Consider the following 18,172-nt stretch of genomic DNA (forward strand, 5'->3'; position numbering starts at 1 on the left):
CTCCGGCAATTCCGGGGCGCGCAATCGTCAGGAATTCACGGGAGTGTCATCTTCCCCAATTCCGGTACCTGACAACTCCTTTGCTATCTGACAGCAACGCGATACGGGCTTGGCCGCGCGGCCCACCGCCTTCCACGATCACTTCCCGAATCACCGCAGGACCGAATCCCTGCGGGACCGATTCACCGCAGGACCGATTCACCGCAGGACACCGAACCCTCGGGGGAGAGAACGTGATGGAAACGCCCATGACGACGCCGGGTCTCGTGACGCGGAGCGACCGCGTGGACGCCTGGAAGGTCAGCGCGTCGATGCCCGTGCACTACGAGATCCAGGTGTGCGCCGACGCCTTCGGACTCGGCAACACCGCGCTGCTCGGCCACGCGGGGCACCGCGCCGAGCGGATCCGCCGCTTCGTCGTCGTCGACGCCAACGTCCTCGCGCTGCACGGCGACCGCATCCGCAGCTACTTCGAGCACCACGGCGTCGAGTACGCGCTGCACGCCGTGCAGGCGGACGAGACCGTCAAGAGCCTGGAGACCGCCACGGAGATCGTGCGCGCCCTGGACGCCTTCGGGATCGACCGCCGGCGCGAGCCGATCGTCGTGATCGGCGGCGGCGTGCTCATGGACATCGTGGGCCTGGTCGCCAACCTCTACCGGCGCGGCACGCCCGTCGTCCGCGTCCCCACCACGCTCATCGGCCTCGTGGACGCCGGCGTCGGGGTCAAGACCGGCGTGAACTTCAACAACCACAAGAACCGGCTGGGCACCTACTTCGCGTCCTCCCTCACCCTCCTGGACCGCTCCTTCCTGGTCACCGTCGACCGCCGGCACATCGCCAACGGCCTCGCCGAGATCCTCAAGATGGCCCTGATCAAGGACGCGCGCCTGTTCGACCTGCTGGAGGAGTACGGCCCGCGGCTGCTCGACGAGAAGTTCCAGGGCACCACCCCCGCCCTGGAGCGCGCCGCGACCGAGGTCGTCCAGCGCGCCATCCACGGGATGCTGGAGGAGCTCCAGCCCAACCTGTGGGAGACCGAGCTGGAGCGCGTCGTCGACTACGGCCACACCTTCAGCCCCACCGTCGAGATGCACGCCCTGCCCGCCCTGCTGCACGGCGAGGCGGTGTGCGTCGACATGGCGCTGACCACCGTCCTCGGCTGGCGCCGCGGCCTGGTCGGCACCCGCCAGCGCGACCGGATCCTGGCCGTGATGCGCTCCCTCGAACTGCCCAGCTGGAACGCCCTGCTGGAGCCCGGCCTGCTCGCCGAGGCCCTGGCCGACACGGTGCGCCACCGCGACGGGCAGCAGCGGCTGCCGCTCCCGGCCGGCATCGGCGAGGCGGTCTTCGTCAACGACGTCACCGAGGACGAGCTCACGGTCGCCGTCGACGACCTGCGCCGCCTGAGCAGCGCGCAGGAGGCCGTCCGTGTCTGAGGTCACCGACGCGCCCGCACCCGGGACCGCCGCGGCCGCCGCACCCGCTCCCGCACCTGCCGCGCTCGTCGCCGACGTCTCCGGCGCCGCCGACATCCACGGCGTGCACGGCGCGGCCGGCCTCACCCACTGGAAGTGCCTGGCGACCCGCCGCGACCTGCGCGGCGACTGGGAGGCCGTGGAATGGGCCAGCATTCCGCCCGGCGGCGTGAGCGGCGAACACCGGCACACCCGTACCGAGGAGATCTACTTCATCCTCTCCGGCCGCGGTGAGTTCCTGCTGAACGGCACCGCGCACCCCGCCCGCCCGGGCTCCCTCCTGCTCACCGGAACCGGCGCCGTGCACGGCCTGCGGAACACCGGCGAGGACCACCTGGACTGGCTCGTCATCGAAATGCTCGCACCCCCCACGGCCGACGCGCTGCGGGGCGACACGCCGCGCGCGGCGGAGGAGAAGACTGTGAATCCGGCCAATGCCGAACTGCACGACCTGCGCGCCGAGGGCTCGGTCGACCCGGGCCGGGTCTTCACCGGCCCGCTGCGCACCGTCGAGATCGACGCGCTGGAGCCGAGCGCGACGCGCACGCTGCACTCGCGCGGCGCCGAGCACACCGTCTTCGTGCTCTCCGGCTCCGGCTGGGCCGCCTCGGGCGGCACGACCGTCGAGCTCACCCCGGGCACCGCGCTCACGCTGCCGCTGGGCACCAGCGCCGAGATCGCCGCCAACCACGACGGCATGGAGTTCTTCCACGCCGAACTCGCCGTACCGGCCGCGGCCACGGCCGCCGGGGAGGCGCGGTGATCGTCCAGCGCGCGGACGCCCCCGCCCGCTTCCTGAACGCCGCCGACCCCTCGGCCGAGTGGGCCTGCCTCGCCCGGCGCGGCATGCTCCACAGCGAGTGCGAGGCAGTCGACCTGCTGCGGCTCGGCCCGGGCGCGACCGTCGCCCACCGGCCGGCCGAGGGCGTCGAGCAGGCCCTGTACGTCCTGTCCGGCGGGGGCGAGGCCGTCTCGGGCGGCACCGTCCGCCCCGTGGGCCCGGGCGACCTGCTGCTCGCGCCGCACGACTGCCGGCTGACCGTACGCGCCGGAGAGACCGGCCTGGAGCTGCTGACCGTACGCGTCCTGCCCGCGCGGACCATCGGCCGCCTGCCCGCGCGGATCCCCGAACTGCCGGAGGAGCAGCGGATGGAGTGCGTCCGTTGACCGGCACCGACGACGCCATCGACACCGACACCGACAAGAGGAGCGGGAACGTCATGAGCAAGGTGAGCCGGCGGGGCTTCCTCGCCCGGACCGGCGGAGCGGCCGGCGCGGCGGTCGGCGCCGCGGCCGTCCCGGGCCTGCTCGGTAGCGCCACGGCCGTGGCCGCCGACAAGGGCGCGGCGGGCCGCCTCTCCCTGGGCACCGACCTCGTCACCGTCGAGCGGGGCGAGGCACGCTACGGCGACCTGGTCACCGGCTTCAACCAGCGCTGGGTCGGCAAGCCGGACGCCGTGCGGCTGCCCACGACCACCGAGCACGTCGTCAAGGCCGTCCAGGAGGCGGTCGACGGGAAGAAGACGCTCACCGTGCGCGGCGGCGGCCACGGCTTCGAGGACTTCGTCTTCCGGCCCGACGTCGAGGTCGTCCTCGACATGACCCTGATGGACGCCGTCTACTTCGACACCGACCGCAAGGCGTTCGCCGTCGAGGCGGGCGCGACCCTGCTGGACGTCTACGAGACGCTCTACGAGGGCTGGGGCGTCGTCATCCCGGGCGGCGTCTGCTACGCCGTGGGCATCGGCGGCCACGCCTCGGGCGGCGGCTACGGCATGCTCTCCCGCAAGCACGGCCTGGTCGTGGACCACCTGTACGCGGTCGAGGTCGTCACCGTGGACGCCTCGGGCAAGGCCAGGGCCGTCGTCGCGACGCGCGAGGAGAACGATCCCGACCGCGATCTGTGGTGGGGCTACGCGGGCGGCGGCGGGGGCAACTTCGGCGTCATCACCCGCTACTGGTTCCGCTCGCCCGGCGCCACCGGCTCCGACCCCGCGAAGCTGCTGCCGAACCCGCCGGCCGAGGTGCTCGTCACGGCCGCCTCCTGGCCCTGGGAGAAGGTCACCCAGCGCGGCTTCACCGACTTCGTGAAGTTCTACGGCGAGTGGCACGAGAAGAACAGCGGCGCGGACTCCCCCTACGCGGGCCTGTGCAGCTGGCTGTTCCTCAACCACAAGGCCTCGGGCGCCCTCGGCATGCTGCTGCAGATGGACGGCGGCGTGCCGGACGCCGAGAAGCTCGTCGACGACTTCCTCAACGGCCTCAACAAGGCCCTCGGCGTCGCGCACCAGGAGCTCGGCGAACAGGTCGGCGAGCTGCGCGCGATGCCGGAGTTCGCCAGCACCAAGCGGCTGCCGTGGCTCAAGGCCACCCGCTACATCGGCACCAGCAGCGAGCTGCAGACCAATCCCACCTTCCGCGGCGAGCACAAGTCCGCGTACATGAAGAAGGGGTTCCCGGACCACCAGATCGCCGCGATCTGGAAGCACCTCACCCGCGGCGACTACGCCAACAAGTACGGCGGCCTCGTCGCCACGTCCTTCGGCGGCCGCATCAACGAGGTCGCCCCCGACGCGACGCCCGTCGCCCAGCGCAGCTCGATCCTCAAGCTGCTCTACCAGACGTACTGGACCGACCCGGCGGACGACGCGAAGAACCAGGCGTGGCTGCGCGAGTTCTACCGCGACATGTACGCGGAGACCGGCGGCGTGCCCGTGCCGAACGCGGTCACGGACGGCTGCTACGTCAACTACGCGGACAGCGACATCGGCGATCCGAAGCTCAACACCTCGGACGTCCCCTGGCACCGCCTCTATTACAAGGACAACTACGCCCGCCTGCAGAAGGTGAAGGCGAAGTACGACCCGAAGAACGTCTTCCGGCACCGCCAGTCGGTCCGGCTCCCCTCCTGATAGGGCATCCCCGTGTCGCAGAAGCCGCACAGCTCCGCGAGCCCACCGGGCTCGCCCGTACTCCCCGGATCCTCCAGACTCCCCTCCCTGACGGGCATGCGGTTCGTCGCCGCGATCCTCGTCTTCGTCACCCACGCCGCCGTCGCGAAGCTCTTCGCCGACGACTCCCTCAACGACGTGGTCGTGCGGTACACCAGCCGCGCCGGCTACCTCGGCGTCGGGTTCTTCTTCGTCCTCAGCGGCTTCGTCCTGACCTGGTCGGCGAAGGCGGGGGACGGCCCGCGGCGGTTCTACCGTCGCCGGCTGGCGAAGATCTACCCCAACCACTTCGTGACCTGGCTCGCCGGCATGCTGCTGATGATCTGGGCGGGGACGGCGGTGACGGCCGGCAACACCGTGCCGAGCCTCTTCCTCGTCCAGAGCTGGGTGCCGCAGCTCGACGTCCTCGCGGGCACCAACGGCCCCAGCTGGTCGCTCTCCTGCGAGCTGCTGTTCTACCTGTCGTTCCCGCTGCTGCACGGCCTGATCCGCAGGATCCGGCCCGAGCGGCTGTGGATGTGGGTGGGCATCGTGATCGCCGCGTTCGTGGCGGTGCCGCTCGTCGCGCAGCTGCTCCCCGGCAGCCCCGACTCCCCGTGGCAGCCCGTCTCGTGGTGGCGGTACTGGTTCGTCTACTTCCTGCCCGCCACCCGCGTGCTGGACTTCGCCCTCGGCATCCTGATGGCCCGCGTCGTGATGACCGGCCGCTGGATCGGCATGAAGCAGCTGCCCGCCCTGGCCCTCCTGGCCGCCGGCTACGCGCTGATGGTGTTCCTGCCGGACGCGTGGGGACTCGTGGCGCCGACGGCGCTGCCGATCGCCCTGCTGATCGCCGCCGCGGCGGTGGCCGACACCAAGGGCGGGCGGTCGCCGTTCGCGACCCGGCCGATGATCTGGCTGGGCGAGGTGTCCTTCGCCTTCTACATCGTGCACTTCCTGGTGTTCCAGTACGGCCCGATGGGGCTCGCCGCGACCGACTCGTCGGCAGGCAGGACGTGGGACACCCCGGGCGCCCTCGGCATCATGGCCCTGACCTTCGCACTGGCCCTGTTCTTCGGATGGCTGCTGTACGTGCTGGTGGAACGGCCCGCGATGCGGCGCTTCGGCCGCCCGCGCCGCCGGCCGGAGCCCGCCGCCGGGCCCGCCGGATCCGCCGGACCGGCCGCGCCCGCGGGGCCTGCCTCGCGGCAGCCCGTGGGAGCTGATCAGCGGTGACCGTGCAGCCCGGCGTACGGGTACGGGAGGCCGCCGCCCCGGCGGCCTCCCCGGCCCCCGCCGCCTCTCCCGCTTCGCCCGCTTCGCCCGCTTCGCCCGCGTCGCCCGCGTCCCCGAACGCCGCCGCCCCCGCCTCCCGTTCGCGCCTTCCGTCCCTGACGGGCATGCGGTTCGTCGCGGCCCTGCTGGTGTTCCTGTACCACGCGTCGCTGCCGCACGTGGCGACCGATCTGTTCGCCGACGGCGGCGCGGCGGAGACGTACCGGCAGGTGCTGAGCCGGGCCGGCTGGGTGGGGGTGTCGTTCTTCTTCGTCCTCAGCGGCTTCGTGATGACGTGGTCGGCGCGCCCCGGCGACCGCGCGGTGTCCTTCTGGCGCCGCCGCTTTTTCAAGGTCTTCCCCAACCACGCGGTGATGTGGGTCCTGGGCCTGCTGCTGATCGCGGCCTCCACCACCGGGGCGGCGCAGGCGGTGCCGAACCTGCTGCTGGTGCAGTCCTGGTTCCACGACATCGACGTGTACTTCAGCGTCAACCCGCCCAGCTGGTCGCTCTCGTGCGAGCTGCTCTTCTACCTGACGTTCCCGTTCTGGGCGCGGCTGGTGCGGCGCATCCGTGCGGACCGGCTGTGGTGGTACGCGGGCGGCACCGTGGCCGCCGTCGTGGGCGTCGCCCTCGCCGCCGACCTGTTCGTCCCCGGCTCGCCGGTGATCGAGGTGCCGTACGCGGTCTCCGAGCCGCAGTTCTGGCTGGTCTACATCCTGCCCGCCACCCGCCTGCTGGACTTCGTGCTCGGCATCCTCATGGCCCGCATCGTCCTCGAAGGCCGCTGGACCGGCCCGGGCCTGCTGACCGCCGGCCTGCTGACCGTGGCGGCGTACGGCGTCTCCCTGCTCGTCCCGCCGCCGTACGCGATCAACGCGGTCACGATCGCGCCGTTCGCCCTGCTGATCCCGGCCGCCGCCGTGGCCGACGTGAACGGCACGCGGTCGCCCTTCCGCGGGCGGGTGATGCTGTGGCTGGGCGAGGTGTCCTTCGCGTTCTACATGGTCCAGCAGGTCCTGCTGGAGTTCGCGCGCGGCCGCATGGGCGCCCGCTGGGCCCTGCCCACGCCGCTCGCCCTGGCCGTCCTCGCCCTGGAGGCCGGCGCCGCCCTGCTCTGCGCCTGGCTGCTCTATATCTGCGTCGAGCGCCCGGCCATGCGCTTCGCGAGGCCGCGGAAACGAACCTGACAAACAGGTCCGGCCCCGTCGCGGGTCCCGGCCGGGCCGCCTAGATTTTTACTTGAAAGTTCAAACGCTCCTGATCGGGGGCAGAGAGGAAGTCCGACGATGCGCACCACCACGCTGGGGAAGAACGGCCCGGAGGTCGGCCGGATCGGTCTGGGGACGATGGGCATGTCCTTCGCCTACGACCCGCAGAACCGGGACGACGACGCCTCCGTCAAGGTCATCCACCGCGCGATCGACCTGGGCGTCACGCTGCTGGACACCGCCGACGTCTACGGCCCGTTCACCAACGAGGAGCTGGTCGGCAAGGCCCTTGCAGGACGACGCGACAAGGTCGTGCTCGCCACCAAGGGCGGTCTGGTCCTCGACGAGAACGGCCTGTCCCTCAACGGCCGCCCCGACTACCTGAAGTCGGCCCTGGACGCGAGCCTCGAGCGCCTCGGCACCGACCACGTCGACGTCTACATGCTGCACCGCATCGACCCGGGCGTCCCGGTCGAGGAGAGCTGGGGCGCGCTCGCCGAGCTCGTCGCCGCCGGCAAGGCCCGCGCGATCGGCCTGTCCGAGGTCGCGCTGGAGGACGTCAAGCGCGCCCAGGCCGTGCACCCGGTCGCCGCCGTCGAGTCCGAGGCGTCGCTGTTCACCCGCGACTCCTTCGGCGAGGTCCTGCCCTACTGCAACGAGCAGGGCATCGCCTTCCTGCCCTACTCGCCGCTGGGCCGCGGCCTGCTCACCGGCCGCTTCAGCAACCCCGCCGACCTCACCGAGGACGACTGGCGCCGCGCCATGCCCCGCTTCACCGAGGAGGCCATGGCCGCCAACAAGGCCATCGTGGACACCGTCGCCACGATCGCCGACCGCCACGGCGTCACCCTCTCGCAGGTCGCCCTGGCCTGGCTCGTCGCCCAGGGCGAGCACGTCGTGCCGATCCCGGGCACCAAGACGCCGGCCTACCTGGAGCAGAACGCCGCGGCCGCCGACGTCGAGCTGACCGCCGCCGAGATCGCCGAGCTCGACGCCCTCCCCGCCCCCGTCGGCGCCCGCGAGTAGCGGCCGCCCCGGCACCCGGACCCGGGCCGGCGGCGCGTGGATCCCCCGCCACGCGCCGCCGGCCCGCACTCCACGCCCCGGCACGCCCCGGCACGTCCCCCGGAGAACCATGCCCCTGCCCATCCTGGCCATGATGCTGTGCACCTTCAGCATCGGCACCGCGGAGTCCGTCATCGCGGGCATCCTGCCGCGCATCGCGGACGACCTCGGCGTCCCGCTGTCCGCGGCGGGGCTGCTGGTGAGCGTGTACGCCGCCGTCGTGGTCGTCGTCGGCCCGCTGATGACGCTGGCCACCGGCCGGCTGCCGCGCAAGCCCCTCCTCCTGGGCATGCTGGCGCTCTTCACCCTCGGCAACGTCATCGCCGCACTCGCCGCCCCGGCCGGCTCGTACGCCCTCCTCGTCACCGGACGCCTCGTCAGCGCCTTCGCCCACTCCACCGTCTTCGCCCTCTGCCTGACCTCCGCCGGCGAACTCGCCCCGCCCGGGCAGCGCGCCTCCGCCGGCGCCAGGATCACCCTCGGCTTCGGCCTCGCCATGGTCCTCGGCGTGCCGCTGGGCACCTTCGTCGGTCAGCACTACGGCTGGAGCGCCACCTTCTGGACCATCACGGCCATGAGCCTGGGCTGCCTCGCCCTGCTGGCCCGCTGCTTCCCCTCCGCGCCGCGGCAGACCGCCGCGGACGGCGGCGGAGCGGAAGGCGGCGGGAGCACCCTCGCCGAACTGCGCGTCCTGGCCCGCCCCCGGGTCCTGCGCGCCATCGCCGTCACCGTCTTCTGCAGCGCCGGCGTCTTCACCGCCTTCACCTACGCGGTGCCCCTGCTCACGGACGTCAGCGGCTTCAGCGAACAGGCCGTCACGGCGCTGCTGCTCCTCTACGGCGCGGGCGGCGTCGCCGGGAACGCGCTCGGCGGCAAGGCGGCCGACCGGTCCCTCGTGCCGTCCCTCACCGTCATCCTCGCCGCCGTGACGGGCGCGCTGCTCCTGCTGGCCGCGGTGGCCTCCCTCCCCTGGCTCACCGCGGGCGCCCTCCTGCTGCTGGGCCTGGCCTACTTCGGCACCGTGCCCGGCCTCAACACGATCATCGTCACCTCCGCCGAGGTCGGCTCGCCGACGCTCGCGCTGTCCGTCAACAGCTCGGCCTTCAACATCGGCATCGCCGCGGGCGGCCTGCTCGGCGGCGCGGCGGTCCAGTCCGGCGCGGGGCTGCGGGCGGCGCCGGTCGTGGGCGCGGCCGTCGTGGCCATGGGACTCGCCGTGTGCGCGTACGAACTGAGGACCCGCCGCCGCCCGGCCCGAGCGCCGCTCGCCGCCGCCTCCGCAGGACCGCCGGCCCCATAGGCACCGCAAGCCCTGTAGGCACCACAAGCCCCATAGGACCTGTAGGCCCCGCAGGGCCCGTAGGAAAGGACTGACCGCCATGTCCCGGCCCCCCGCCCCCGGCGCCGCAGACAGCAACGCCAACCCCTTCAACCAGCGCGTCATCGAGGAGTTCCGCGCCCGCGCGGGCCGCGTGGGCGGTGACTTCGAGGGCGTCCCGCTGATCCTCCTCACCACCACCGGCCGCCGCAGCGGCCTCCCCCGCACCACCCCGGCGACGTACCTGCGCGACGGCGGCGACTGGGTCGTCTTCGCCGCCAACGGAGGCGACGGCACCGACCCCGCCTGGTGCCGCAACCTGCGCGCGCACCCCGTCGCCACCGTGGAGCACGAGGGCCGCACCTTCCCGGTGGAGGCCGTCTTCACCGAAGCCGCCGAACGCGACCGCCTCTACGCGGCGCAGGTCGCGATATCGCCGCAGTTCGCGGACTTCGAGAAGCGCACGGACCGGGTCATCCCGGTGGTTCGCCTGCGCCCCGCCGGCGCCGCCCGTGATCCCCTCCCCGCCTACCGGGTCGACCACCACGCCTTCACCGTGACCGACCTCGACCGGGCCGTCGCCTTCTTCACCGACGCCCTCGGCGCGCAACTCCTCTACGAGGAAGGGCCCGTCGCCCGTGCCACGGGCGACTGGATGCGCCGCAAGCTGGGCGTCCACCCGCGCGCCGTCGCCCGGATCGCGATGCTCCGGCTCGGCCCGGTCACCCGCATCGAGCTCTTCGCGTACACGGACCCCGGCCAGAAGGCCGCGCCGCCGCCGTCCGGGACCGCGGGCCACCACCGCCTGGCCCTGCGCGTCAGCGACCCGGATGCCGCCGCACGGCACCTGGCCGCCGTCCCCGGCGTCACGGCGGGCGGGACGCCGGGCGACTTCGTGACCCCTTGGGGCCTGACCCTGCGCCTGCTGCGGCTCCCGCCGGACGGCCCCGCGGAACCCCACGTGGACCACGTCGCCCACACGGTCGCCGACGTGGACGCCGCCGTCGCCTTCTTCACGGACGTCCTGGGCGCCGAGGAGACCCACCGGACCCCCGAGGGCGACGCCGCCCTGCGCTTCGGCCCCGCCGGCCGCATCGTGCTCTCCCCCGGCGCCCCGGCCGCCCCGCCGCGCAACAGCGACATAGGCGGCCGGCACCTCGCCTTCGACGTCGACGACGTGGACGCCGCAGCCGCGCACCTGGCCACGGTCCCGGGCGTCCGTCTCCTCGGCACCCCGGAGACCATCGAGGAAGGCCCCCTCACCGGCGACCGCTGGCTCTACTTCACGACGCCCACCGGCATCCCGATGGAAATCCGGCACTGACCCACCCCGGAAAACCGGCCCACCCCGGAAAAGCAGAACACCCCTCCGTCCGTGTTTCCACGGGCGAAGGGGTGTCGCTGGCGGTAGCGGTGGGATTTGAACCCACGGTGGAGTTGCCCCCACACACGCTTTCGAGGCGTGCTCCTTAGGCCGCTCGGACACGCTACCGAGAGAGAGCTTAGCGGACGGTGGGCCGTGCTCTGAAATCGGTCCGGGGGCGGAGGGGTGTGACGCTCCTCATCAGGGGTGCCCGGGCGCTCAGCGGCCGCGGAAGAAGTCGGTCAGGAGCCCCGCGCACTCCCCGGCGAGGACGCCCTGGATCACCTCGGGGCGGTGGTTGAGCCGGCGGTCGCGCAGGACGTCCCACAGGGAGCCGGCCGCACCGGCCTTCTCGTCGACGGCGCCGTAGACGACGCGGTCGACGCGGGAGAGGACGATCGCACCCGCACACATCGTGCACGGCTCCAGCGTCACCACCAGCGTGCACCCCGCCAGGCGCCACTCGCCCACGGCCCGCGCCGCCTCGCGCAGGGCGAGGACCTCGGCGTGGCCGGTGGGGTCGCCGGTGGCCTCGCGCTCGTTGCGGCCGCGGCCGATGACGGAGCCGTCCGGACCCAGCACGACGGCGCCGACCGGCACGTCGCCGGTGGCGGGGGCCCGCACGGCCTCGTCCAGGGCGGCCCGCATGGGGCCGGTCCACGGTGCGCGTACGGGGTCGTGCTCCTCCCCGGCCGGAGCGGCGCGGGAGGGACCGGGGTCGCGGACGGCTTCGTTCATGGCACCAGTGTGAGCGAACCCGCCCGGGCGGGCGTCAGCGCACCGCCTCCAGGACGTCCGTGCAGCCGAGCGCGTCGGCGATCTCGCCGAGGGCGTCCCCTTCGAGGGCGAGCAGTTCCTTCCCGCTCACGCCGAGGTCGGAGAGGAGCTCGTAGTCGCCGAGCGGACCGTCCGGCCGCGGCTCCGCGGCGTCCGTCCCCTCGGCCTCGTCCTCCACGGGGTCGGGCTCGCCGTCCTCCGTGCCGTCCAGGTCGAGGTCGTCGAGCTCGTCGGCGTCGGTGTCGTCGCGGCCGATCAGCTCGTCGACGAGCATCGCGCCGTACGAGCTGCGGCCCGCGACGACGGCGTTCGAGACGAAGACGCGCGGGTCGTCCTCACCTTCGACGCGGACGACGCCGAACCAGGCGCCCTCCTGCTCGATGAGGGCGAGGACGGTCTCGTCCCCGGGCGAGGCCTCCCGGGCCAGGTCGGCGAGGTCGGCCAGGGTTTCCACGTTGTCGAGTTCTGTGTCGCTCGCTTCCCATCCGTCGTCGGTGCGCGCGAGCAGTGCGGCGAAGTACACCGTGACTCTCCCACTGGTCATAGGCGGTGCCGGGCCGGACGGGGACCACCCCGCCCACTCGGAATCGTGGCAGAAACCTCGCCGTTGCGAGAGGTCTTCCGCGCTGCGTCGTGCAGCAGTCCGAAGAGATGTGCCTCACGTGGCGCTGCGGGCACCGCCGTCCGGGCGGCCGCGTCACCAGCGGAAGGTCCTCATCCGCATCTGCTGGCGCATCCGGGCGGCCCGCGCCCGGCGCGGCTGGACGCGGTCGCGGAGCTCCTTCGCCTCGTTGAGCTCGCGCAGGAACTGGGCGCGTCTGCGGCGGCGGTCCGCCTCCTCCTCGGTCCCGGGGCCGGGTTCGGCGCCGGTCCGGGGTTCGGGCGCCGGTGCGCCACGCGTCGTGTCGGGCTTCTCGGGGGCGTCTTCAGCCATGGCAGGACCACCTCGTGCCGAGTGCTTCGCCGGCCACGCCCGGAGCGACAGACCGGGCGTACGTGCCCACTTTCCCCCTAAGTGGTGGTTTGATGCCAGTGCGGCGACAGACCGCCGCAGACCTGCGGCGGAGCGTCGAACGCCGCACGGCGGCGGCTCGGGGCCGAAAGCTCGGTTAATGTCGATGTCATGCGGATCCACGTCGTCGACCACCCCCTGGTGGCGCACAAGCTCACCACCCTGCGCGACAAGCGCACCGATTCCCCCACCTTCCGGCGTCTCGCCGACGAGCTGGTCACCCTGCTCGCCTACGAGGCCACGCGCGACGTGCGCACCGAGCAGGTGGACATCGAGTCCCCGGTGACGGCGACCACCGGCGTCAAGCTCTCCCACCCGCGCCCGCTCGTGGTGCCGATCCTGCGCGCCGGCCTCGGCATGCTCGACGGCATGGTCCGGCTCCTGCCGACCGCCGAGGTGGGCTTCCTGGGCATGATCCGCAACGAGGAGACCCTCAAGGCGGAGACCTACGCCACGCGCATGCCCGACGACCTCTCGGGCCGCCAGGTCTACGTCCTGGACCCGATGCTGGCGACCGGCGGCACGCTGGTAGCGGCGATCAACGAGCTGATCGAGCGCGGCGCCGACGACGTCACCGCGATCTGCCTGCTGGCCGCCCCGGAGGGCGTCGAGGTCATGGAGCGCGAGCTCGCGGGCGCCCCGGTCACCGTGGTCACCGCCTCGGTCGACGAGCGCCTCAACGAGAACGGCTACATCGTCCCGGGCCTGGGCGACGCGGGCGACCGCATGTACGGCACGGCGGGCTAGCCGCCGGCTCCGACGCACGCGCGGGCCGTCACCGCGCATCCCGCCGGTCTTCCACGCCGTGGAAGACCGGCGGTGTCATGCCGGGCCGCAGGCCTCATCCCCTCAGCACTTCGAGGGCTTCGGCGCCGGGGACGGCGCCTTCGACGGTGACGGCGGCGCCGAGGAGGGGGCGTCCGAAGCAGGCGCCTCGCCCGGTTCGACGCCCATGTCGGTCAGGGCCCGGTCGGCGTCCTGCCGCCCCGTGAGCTCCTTGTACTCGTTGCCGATGACCAGGTCGACCTCCTCGTCGACCGCGCGCTGGTCGTTCTTGACCTCGGCCCCGGCCATCTGGGTGCCGACGACTCTCAGCGCCCCCTCCGCGGCCGTCGGGGCACCGATCAGCAGGCCCACCTGCTCGACCTTCTTGTCGTAGAGGGCGGGCGCGTTGCCCACCTTGCCGATCTTGAAGCCGCGGCTCTTGAGCTCGTCCGCGGTGATCTTGGCGAGTCCGCCGCGCGGAGTCGCGTTGTAGACGTTGACGGTGATGTCGGAGGGCCGTGGCAGCGGTTTCGACTCCTCGCCCTCGTCCGCCGCCTTGCAGTCGCCGTCCTCAGCCCCCTTCCCGCCCTTCGCACCCGCGCCGTGGGCCTGGGTCTCGCTGGGGCCCCCGGTGAAGACGTCGACGAGCTGGAAGGTCCCCCATCCGGCCAGGGCGAACGCGGCGGTTGAGGTGACTGCGGCGAGCACGATCCTGCGGCGGTTTCTGGGGCGGCGCATGTGCGGGAATCGCTTGCCCGTAATGCGGTACTTCCTGCCCATGCCGGGAGGGGTGAGCATGCTCATGGGCGCAGCGTAGTGCGGGGCAGGGCCGCTGCCTACTAAATGATCAATGGGTTCGCGCGGCCCAACCCGAAAGGCCGAACAACGGCCGGAAACAGCCTCCGGACGGCCCCGGCCCCCGGCGGTCGCCGGCGATCCCGGGCGGACGCGCGGGGCGGACGGCTCCGGCTAGCCCAGTTCGAGCACGCGGGCGTGCAGCACCTGGCGCTGCTGGAGCGCGGCGCGCACGGCGCGGTGCAGGCCGTCCTCGAGGTAGAGGTCGCCGTGCCACTTGACGACGTGGGCGAAGAGGTCGCCGTAGAAGGTCGAGTCCTCGGCCAGCAGGGTTTCCAGGTCGAGCTGCTGCTTGGTGGTCACCAACTGGTCGAGCCGCACCGGGCGCGGGGCGACGTCCGCCCACTGCCGGGTGCTCTCCCGGCCGTGGTCGGGGTACGGCCGCCCGTTTCCGATGCGCTTGAAGATCACACGGAAAGCCTACCGGGCGACAGGCTCCCGGCGCAGCCACGGCACGGGAGCGCGAAGGCGACAATCGGCCGCATACCAGGAGCAGCGGGGACCCATCCGCGCACCTTCCGGGACATTGCCCACAGCCTGTGGACACAGCGGGAGCGCTCCGGCCGTCCACCCGGGCTCAGCCGTGCGGCGGTACGAGCACCACGCCGGAATACTCGACTTCCGACTCCGTACGGTTCGCGTAGGAGTGGGGGTGATCACCCGCCATGCGGAGACCGTACCCCTGCGGAAGGACCACCTCCTGCCCGCCGACGGTGACGGCGAGGGTGCCGCGCAGCACATGGATGAGCTCCACGGTGCCGAGCACGTGGGCCTCGCTGTGGTGCTCCTCGCCGGGCGCGAGCCGCCAGTGCCACAGCTCGGCACCCACGGGCGGGGCGGCCCCCGTGACGAGCAGCCCCCTGCCGCCGTCCGGGCCGCTCCACAGGACGGGCTGGCCGTCGGGCGCCGTGGGCTGCAGCAGCGGCGCCGCGGGCTGCTGCAGCAGCTCGGTCAGGGGGACGCCGAAGGCGTCGCAGAGGCGGACCAGGGTGGCGAGGTTGGGGTTGGAGCGGGCGTTCTCCAGGGCGACGAGCATGCCCTTGCTGACCCGGGCGCGGGCGGCGAGGGTGTCGAGGCTCCAGCCCCGGTCCTTGCGCAGGGCCCGCACGCGGGCGGCGACGGCCTCCATGACGGACCTGTCGTCGCCGGGCTCGCCCGCGTCCGCCGTTGCTTCGCTGTTCCCGCTCATGCCGGTCATCTTCGCGCCTCCCGGGATCCGGTCGTTTGATGCTACCTTCGAGCGTATTGAAATGACCGACAGCGAAACGACTGCAGGAACGCCTGCAGAAGCGACTGCAGGAGGGTGGCACCGTCCATGTCCCTGGACCCGGATCTCGAAGCGGCGGCCGCGAGCGTGCACGTGGAGGAGGCCGTCCGCGCACTGCGGCCCGACTTCGCCGTGCTGGTGATCGCGGCGGACGGGCTGCCCGCCGGCCCCAGTGACGCCTGGTCGCGCAAGCAGCTCGCCGACGCCGCCGCGACCGCCGAGGGCCTCGACGTCACCGCCGAGCCCCACATCGCCGCCTGGCGCTCGGCCTACAGCGCGTTCGGCGCCAAGCCGGGCCGCACGCGCAACAGCGCCGAGGCCCTGATCCGCCGCGCCCCGGCGGGCCTGCCCGAGGTCAACCTCCTGGTCGACGTCTACAACGCCGTGTCCGTCGCGCACCGCCTCCCGGTCGGCGGCGAGGACCTGGCCGCGTACGCCGGGGCGCCGCGCCTGGTGCGGGCCACCGGCGGCGAGCCGTTCGACACGGTGGCGGGCGGCGCGCCGGCCACCGAGCACCCCGGGCCCGGCGAGGTGATCTGGCGCGACGACCTCGGCGTCACCTGCCGCCGCTGGAACCACCGCCAGTGCGTCCGCACCCGCATCACCGAGAAGTCCACGAGCGCCCTGTTCCTGCTGGAGCGGCTCGGCCCCATGCCGCTCGACGCGCTGCACGCCGCCGCCGGCGACCTCCTTGCCCGGCTGCGCGAGCGCGCGCCGGACCTGCGTGCGGTCTCCCGCCTGGTCTGAGCGCAGCAGCCCGGCCGGCAGTCCGGTCTCCGGCAGTCCGAGCGACGGTCCGGCCGGGAGGCGGGCGGGGTCAGCCCTGGGTCTGCCGCGGGGTCCTCCTGGCGGGCCGGACGGTCGCCTTCTTGGCCGCCCCCTCCTTGGCGGCGCGCTTCATCTCCTGCTTGTGCTCCCGCACCTTGGCCAGCGACTCGGGCCCGGTGATGTCCGCGACCGAACGGTAGGAGCCCTCTTCGCCGTAGGCCCCGGCCGCCTCGCGCCAGCCCTCCGGCGCGACCCCGAGCTGCTTGCCCAGCAGCGCGAGGAAGATGCGGGCCTTCTGCTCGCCGAAGCCGGGCAGCTCCTTGAGCCGCCGGAACAGCTCCTCCCCTGTCGCGGCACCCTCCCACACCGCGCTCGCCTCGCCGCCGTAGTGCTCGACCAGGTACTGGCAGAGCTGCTGGACGCGCTTGGCCATGGCGCCCGGGTAGCGGTGCACGGCCGGCTTCTCCGACAGCAGCGCCGCGAACGCCTCCGGGTCGTAGGCGGCGATCTCGTACGCGTCGAGGTCGTCGCGGCCCATCCGCTGCGTGATGGCGTACGGGCCGGCGAACGCCCACTCCATGGGGATCTGCTGGTCCAGCAGCATCCCCGTCAGCGCGGCGAGCGGGCTGCGGCCGAGCAGGGCGTCGGCCTCGGACTGCTGGGCGAGGTGAAGGGTCTTGTCCATGCGTCGATGATCGCCCCGCGGCGCCCGCGCGGGAGGGAGCCGGGATCCCGGGGTGTCACCCTTTCCCGTCCGCTGTACGAACGGGTGAACCAGGAAGAGGCGGTCTTGCGGACGGTGCGCCGCGGCGGCTGTCATGGATGGACTGCGGCCGGACCCACCGGGGTGCCCGAGCGGCACGTCCGAGCGAGGGAGGCCCCGCATGGCGCGAGTCCGGGTGCGCGGATCGGAGCTCTTCCACGAGGTCGTGGGCGAGGGCGAGCCGCTGGTGCTCGTCCACGGCGGGCTGACCGACCACTACACCTGGCGGGCGGTCGTCCCGGCCCTCGCGGAGTCCTTCCGCGTCCTCGTCTACGACCGGCGCGGGCACAGCTCCAGCACCCGCGGCGCCGGCCGCGGCACCCGCAGGGAGCACGAGGACGACCTCGCCGCACTGCTGCAGACGCTCGGCCTCGCCCCGGCGCACGTCGTCGGCAACTCCTACGGCGCGTCGACCGCCCTGGGCCTGGCCGTCCGCCGCCCCGACCTCCTGCGCACCGTCATCGCCCACGAACCCCCGCTGCTGGGCGTCATCCGCGGCGACGACCCCGTCCACGTGCTGATGCGGGCCGCGCAGGACGGCATCGACGCGGCGGTGGCCCTGATCCTCGCCGGGGAGGCGGGCGAAGGGGTGCGCCGCTTCACGGAGGAGGTCGCCCTCGGCCCGGGCTCCTGGGCGGCCCTGCCCGACCGGGTGCGCGCGACCCTCGTCGCCAACAGCCGCGCGTTCGCGGCCGAGCAGTCCGACCCGGGCTGGGCGAGCCTCGACCTCACCCGGCTGTCGGCCTGGGCCGGGCCGGCGCTGCTGACGTACGGGACGGAGAGCCCGTCGTGGCTGCCGCCGGTCACGGTCGAGCTCTCGCGGACGATGCGCAGGGCGGAGCTGAGGGGCCTGCAAGGTGCAGGCCACATTCCGCATGTGTCGCACCCGGAGGTGTTCGCGGCGATGGTGCGGAGATTCATCGAGGCGGCATGACGCCGCGTGACCGCCGTCCGGGCGCGCGCCCCGGTACCTGAGCGTCCGCGCGCCGCGCGCCCCTGCGCCCGCTCCGGGGCGCCGCTCCAGCGCGTCAGCACCCTCTGTGCGGGAGCGGCGGGAGTGCCCGACCGTGGAGGGGCGACGGACACAGTGCCCTGCGGCAAGAGGGGGACCGCAATGGAGAGCACGCACGCCACCGACCGGCCGGTGCCGGACGACCCGCCCGCGGCCAAGCGCCCCTACGTGGAGCCGCGGATAGACGAGCTCGGCACGGTCGAACAGCTGACCGCCCACGGCGGGTTCCCCCGGTCGTCCGAATCCCTTCTCTGAGCAGCGCGCGTCGTCGGAAGGCCGCAGGGCGGCCGTCGGAAGGCCCGGAAGGCCCGGA

20 protein-coding genes and 1 tRNA gene are annotated in these 18,172 nt (G+C 73.2%); 13 read left to right on the forward strand and 8 right to left on the reverse strand.

Annotation, left to right across the window (positions count from 1 at the left end; all coding sequences use genetic code 11):
- The first annotated feature begins 248 nt into the window (after positions 1-248).
- The 9 genes from ACFPP6_RS11070 to ACFPP6_RS11110 all read left to right on the forward strand — a co-directional run bounded on the left by ACFPP6_RS11070 (position 249) and on the right by ACFPP6_RS11110 (position 10,601).
- Positions 249-1,439 carry a sedoheptulose 7-phosphate cyclase gene (locus ACFPP6_RS11070; protein ID WP_382039690.1) on the forward strand — a complete coding sequence of 397 codons (1,191 nt, stop codon included), beginning with the start codon at positions 249-251 and terminating at the stop codon, positions 1,437-1,439.
- Positions 1,432-2,241 (forward strand): cupin domain-containing protein, encoded by an 810-nt coding sequence (locus ACFPP6_RS11075; protein WP_382039693.1) that lies wholly within the window; start codon positions 1,432-1,434, stop codon positions 2,239-2,241. Before ACFPP6_RS11070 ends, ACFPP6_RS11075 begins: the two co-directional genes overlap by 8 nt.
- Positions 2,238-2,645, forward strand: coding sequence for a cupin domain-containing protein (locus tag ACFPP6_RS11080; RefSeq protein ID WP_382039696.1), 408 nt, complete (start codon positions 2,238-2,240; stop codon positions 2,643-2,645). The genes ACFPP6_RS11075 and ACFPP6_RS11080 overlap by 4 nt, the downstream gene beginning before the upstream one ends.
- 53 nt (positions 2,646-2,698) lie before the next feature.
- On the forward strand, positions 2,699-4,390 hold the full coding sequence (locus tag ACFPP6_RS11085; protein WP_382040139.1) for an FAD-binding oxidoreductase: 1,692 nt from the start codon (positions 2,699-2,701) through the stop codon (positions 4,388-4,390).
- 12 nt (positions 4,391-4,402) lie between these two features.
- Positions 4,403-5,644, forward strand: a complete 1,242-nt coding sequence (locus tag ACFPP6_RS11090) for an acyltransferase family protein (RefSeq protein ID WP_382039698.1) — start codon at positions 4,403-4,405, stop codon at positions 5,642-5,644.
- Complete coding sequence (locus tag ACFPP6_RS11095; RefSeq protein ID WP_382039701.1) at positions 5,641-6,873, forward strand: acyltransferase family protein; 1,233 nt, start codon at positions 5,641-5,643, stop codon at positions 6,871-6,873. Before ACFPP6_RS11090 ends, ACFPP6_RS11095 begins: the two co-directional genes overlap by 4 nt.
- Positions 6,874-6,972: 99 nt before the next feature.
- Positions 6,973-7,920 carry an aldo/keto reductase gene (locus ACFPP6_RS11100; RefSeq protein ID WP_382039703.1) on the forward strand — a complete coding sequence of 316 codons (948 nt, stop codon included), beginning with the start codon at positions 6,973-6,975 and terminating at the stop codon, positions 7,918-7,920.
- A gap of 109 nt (positions 7,921-8,029) precedes the next feature.
- The gene (locus ACFPP6_RS11105; protein ID WP_382039706.1) at positions 8,030-9,259 is read left to right on the forward strand and encodes an MFS transporter; all 1,230 of its coding nucleotides are present in this window, start codon (positions 8,030-8,032) and stop codon (positions 9,257-9,259) included.
- 79 nt (positions 9,260-9,338) lie between these two features.
- The gene (locus tag ACFPP6_RS11110) at positions 9,339-10,601 is read left to right on the forward strand and encodes a nitroreductase/quinone reductase family protein (protein WP_382039709.1); all 1,263 of its coding nucleotides are present in this window, start codon (positions 9,339-9,341) and stop codon (positions 10,599-10,601) included.
- 78 nt (positions 10,602-10,679) lie between these two features.
- Here the strand turns inward: ACFPP6_RS11110 and ACFPP6_RS11115 are convergent.
- From ACFPP6_RS11115 to ACFPP6_RS11130, 4 genes are all read right to left on the reverse strand, one after another.
- Positions 10,680-10,769 (reverse strand) — tRNA-Ser (locus ACFPP6_RS11115).
- A 90-nt stretch (positions 10,770-10,859) separates the two neighbouring features.
- Positions 10,860-11,378: a tRNA adenosine(34) deaminase TadA gene (gene tadA, locus ACFPP6_RS11120; RefSeq protein ID WP_168092952.1), complete on the reverse strand. Its 519-nt coding sequence runs from the start codon at positions 11,376-11,378 to the stop codon at positions 10,860-10,862.
- 34 nt (positions 11,379-11,412) lie between these two features.
- Entirely contained in the window at positions 11,413-11,940 is a 528-nt protein-coding gene (locus tag ACFPP6_RS11125; protein ID WP_382039713.1) for a tRNA adenosine deaminase-associated protein, read from the reverse strand.
- 174 nt (positions 11,941-12,114) lie between these two features.
- Positions 12,115-12,351 carry a hypothetical protein gene (locus ACFPP6_RS11130; protein WP_382039715.1) on the reverse strand — a complete coding sequence of 79 codons (237 nt, stop codon included), beginning with the start codon at positions 12,349-12,351 and terminating at the stop codon, positions 12,115-12,117.
- A 189-nt stretch (positions 12,352-12,540) separates the two neighbouring features.
- Between ACFPP6_RS11130 and upp the strand changes: the two genes are divergently transcribed.
- Positions 12,541-13,176 carry a uracil phosphoribosyltransferase gene (gene upp, locus ACFPP6_RS11135; protein ID WP_058045443.1) on the forward strand — a complete coding sequence of 212 codons (636 nt, stop codon included), beginning with the start codon at positions 12,541-12,543 and terminating at the stop codon, positions 13,174-13,176.
- A gap of 102 nt (positions 13,177-13,278) precedes the next feature.
- Here upp and ACFPP6_RS11140 read toward each other — a convergent pair whose 3' ends face one another.
- The 3 genes from ACFPP6_RS11140 to ACFPP6_RS11150 all read right to left on the reverse strand — a co-directional run bounded on the left by ACFPP6_RS11140 (position 13,279) and on the right by ACFPP6_RS11150 (position 15,238).
- The gene (locus ACFPP6_RS11140; protein WP_382039718.1) at positions 13,279-13,998 is read right to left on the reverse strand and encodes a LytR C-terminal domain-containing protein; all 720 of its coding nucleotides are present in this window, start codon (positions 13,996-13,998) and stop codon (positions 13,279-13,281) included.
- Positions 13,999-14,163: 165 nt separating this feature from the next.
- Positions 14,164-14,460, reverse strand: a complete 297-nt coding sequence (locus ACFPP6_RS11145) for a type II toxin-antitoxin system VapB family antitoxin (protein WP_030368795.1) — start codon at positions 14,458-14,460, stop codon at positions 14,164-14,166.
- 166 nt (positions 14,461-14,626) lie between these two features.
- The gene (locus ACFPP6_RS11150) at positions 14,627-15,238 is read right to left on the reverse strand and encodes a helix-turn-helix domain-containing protein (RefSeq protein WP_382039722.1); all 612 of its coding nucleotides are present in this window, start codon (positions 15,236-15,238) and stop codon (positions 14,627-14,629) included.
- 126 nt (positions 15,239-15,364) lie between these two features.
- On the opposite strand from ACFPP6_RS11150, the gene ACFPP6_RS11155 reads away from it, so the two are divergent.
- A complete protein-coding gene (locus ACFPP6_RS11155) occupies positions 15,365-16,063 on the forward strand; it encodes a B3/B4 domain-containing protein (RefSeq protein ID WP_382039725.1) in 699 nt (232 codons plus the stop codon).
- 70 nt (positions 16,064-16,133) lie between these two features.
- On the opposite strand, the gene ACFPP6_RS11160 is transcribed toward ACFPP6_RS11155, so the two are convergent.
- Positions 16,134-16,769, reverse strand: coding sequence for an HhH-GPD-type base excision DNA repair protein (locus tag ACFPP6_RS11160; protein WP_382039727.1), 636 nt, complete (start codon positions 16,767-16,769; stop codon positions 16,134-16,136).
- Positions 16,770-16,968: 199 nt separating this feature from the next.
- On the opposite strand from ACFPP6_RS11160, the gene ACFPP6_RS11165 reads away from it, so the two are divergent.
- Both ACFPP6_RS11165 and ACFPP6_RS11170 read left to right on the forward strand, forming a co-directional pair.
- Positions 16,969-17,781, forward strand: a complete 813-nt coding sequence (locus ACFPP6_RS11165) for an alpha/beta fold hydrolase (RefSeq protein WP_382039730.1) — start codon at positions 16,969-16,971, stop codon at positions 17,779-17,781.
- A gap of 180 nt (positions 17,782-17,961) precedes the next feature.
- Positions 17,962-18,114: a hypothetical protein gene (locus ACFPP6_RS11170; RefSeq protein WP_382039733.1), complete on the forward strand. Its 153-nt coding sequence runs from the start codon at positions 17,962-17,964 to the stop codon at positions 18,112-18,114.
- The last annotated feature ends 58 nt before the right edge of the window (positions 18,115-18,172 follow it).

This window comes from Streptomyces aureoversilis, assembly GCF_042657885.1.
Taxonomy (GTDB): domain Bacteria; phylum Actinomycetota; class Actinomycetes; order Streptomycetales; family Streptomycetaceae; genus Streptomyces; species Streptomyces aureoversilis.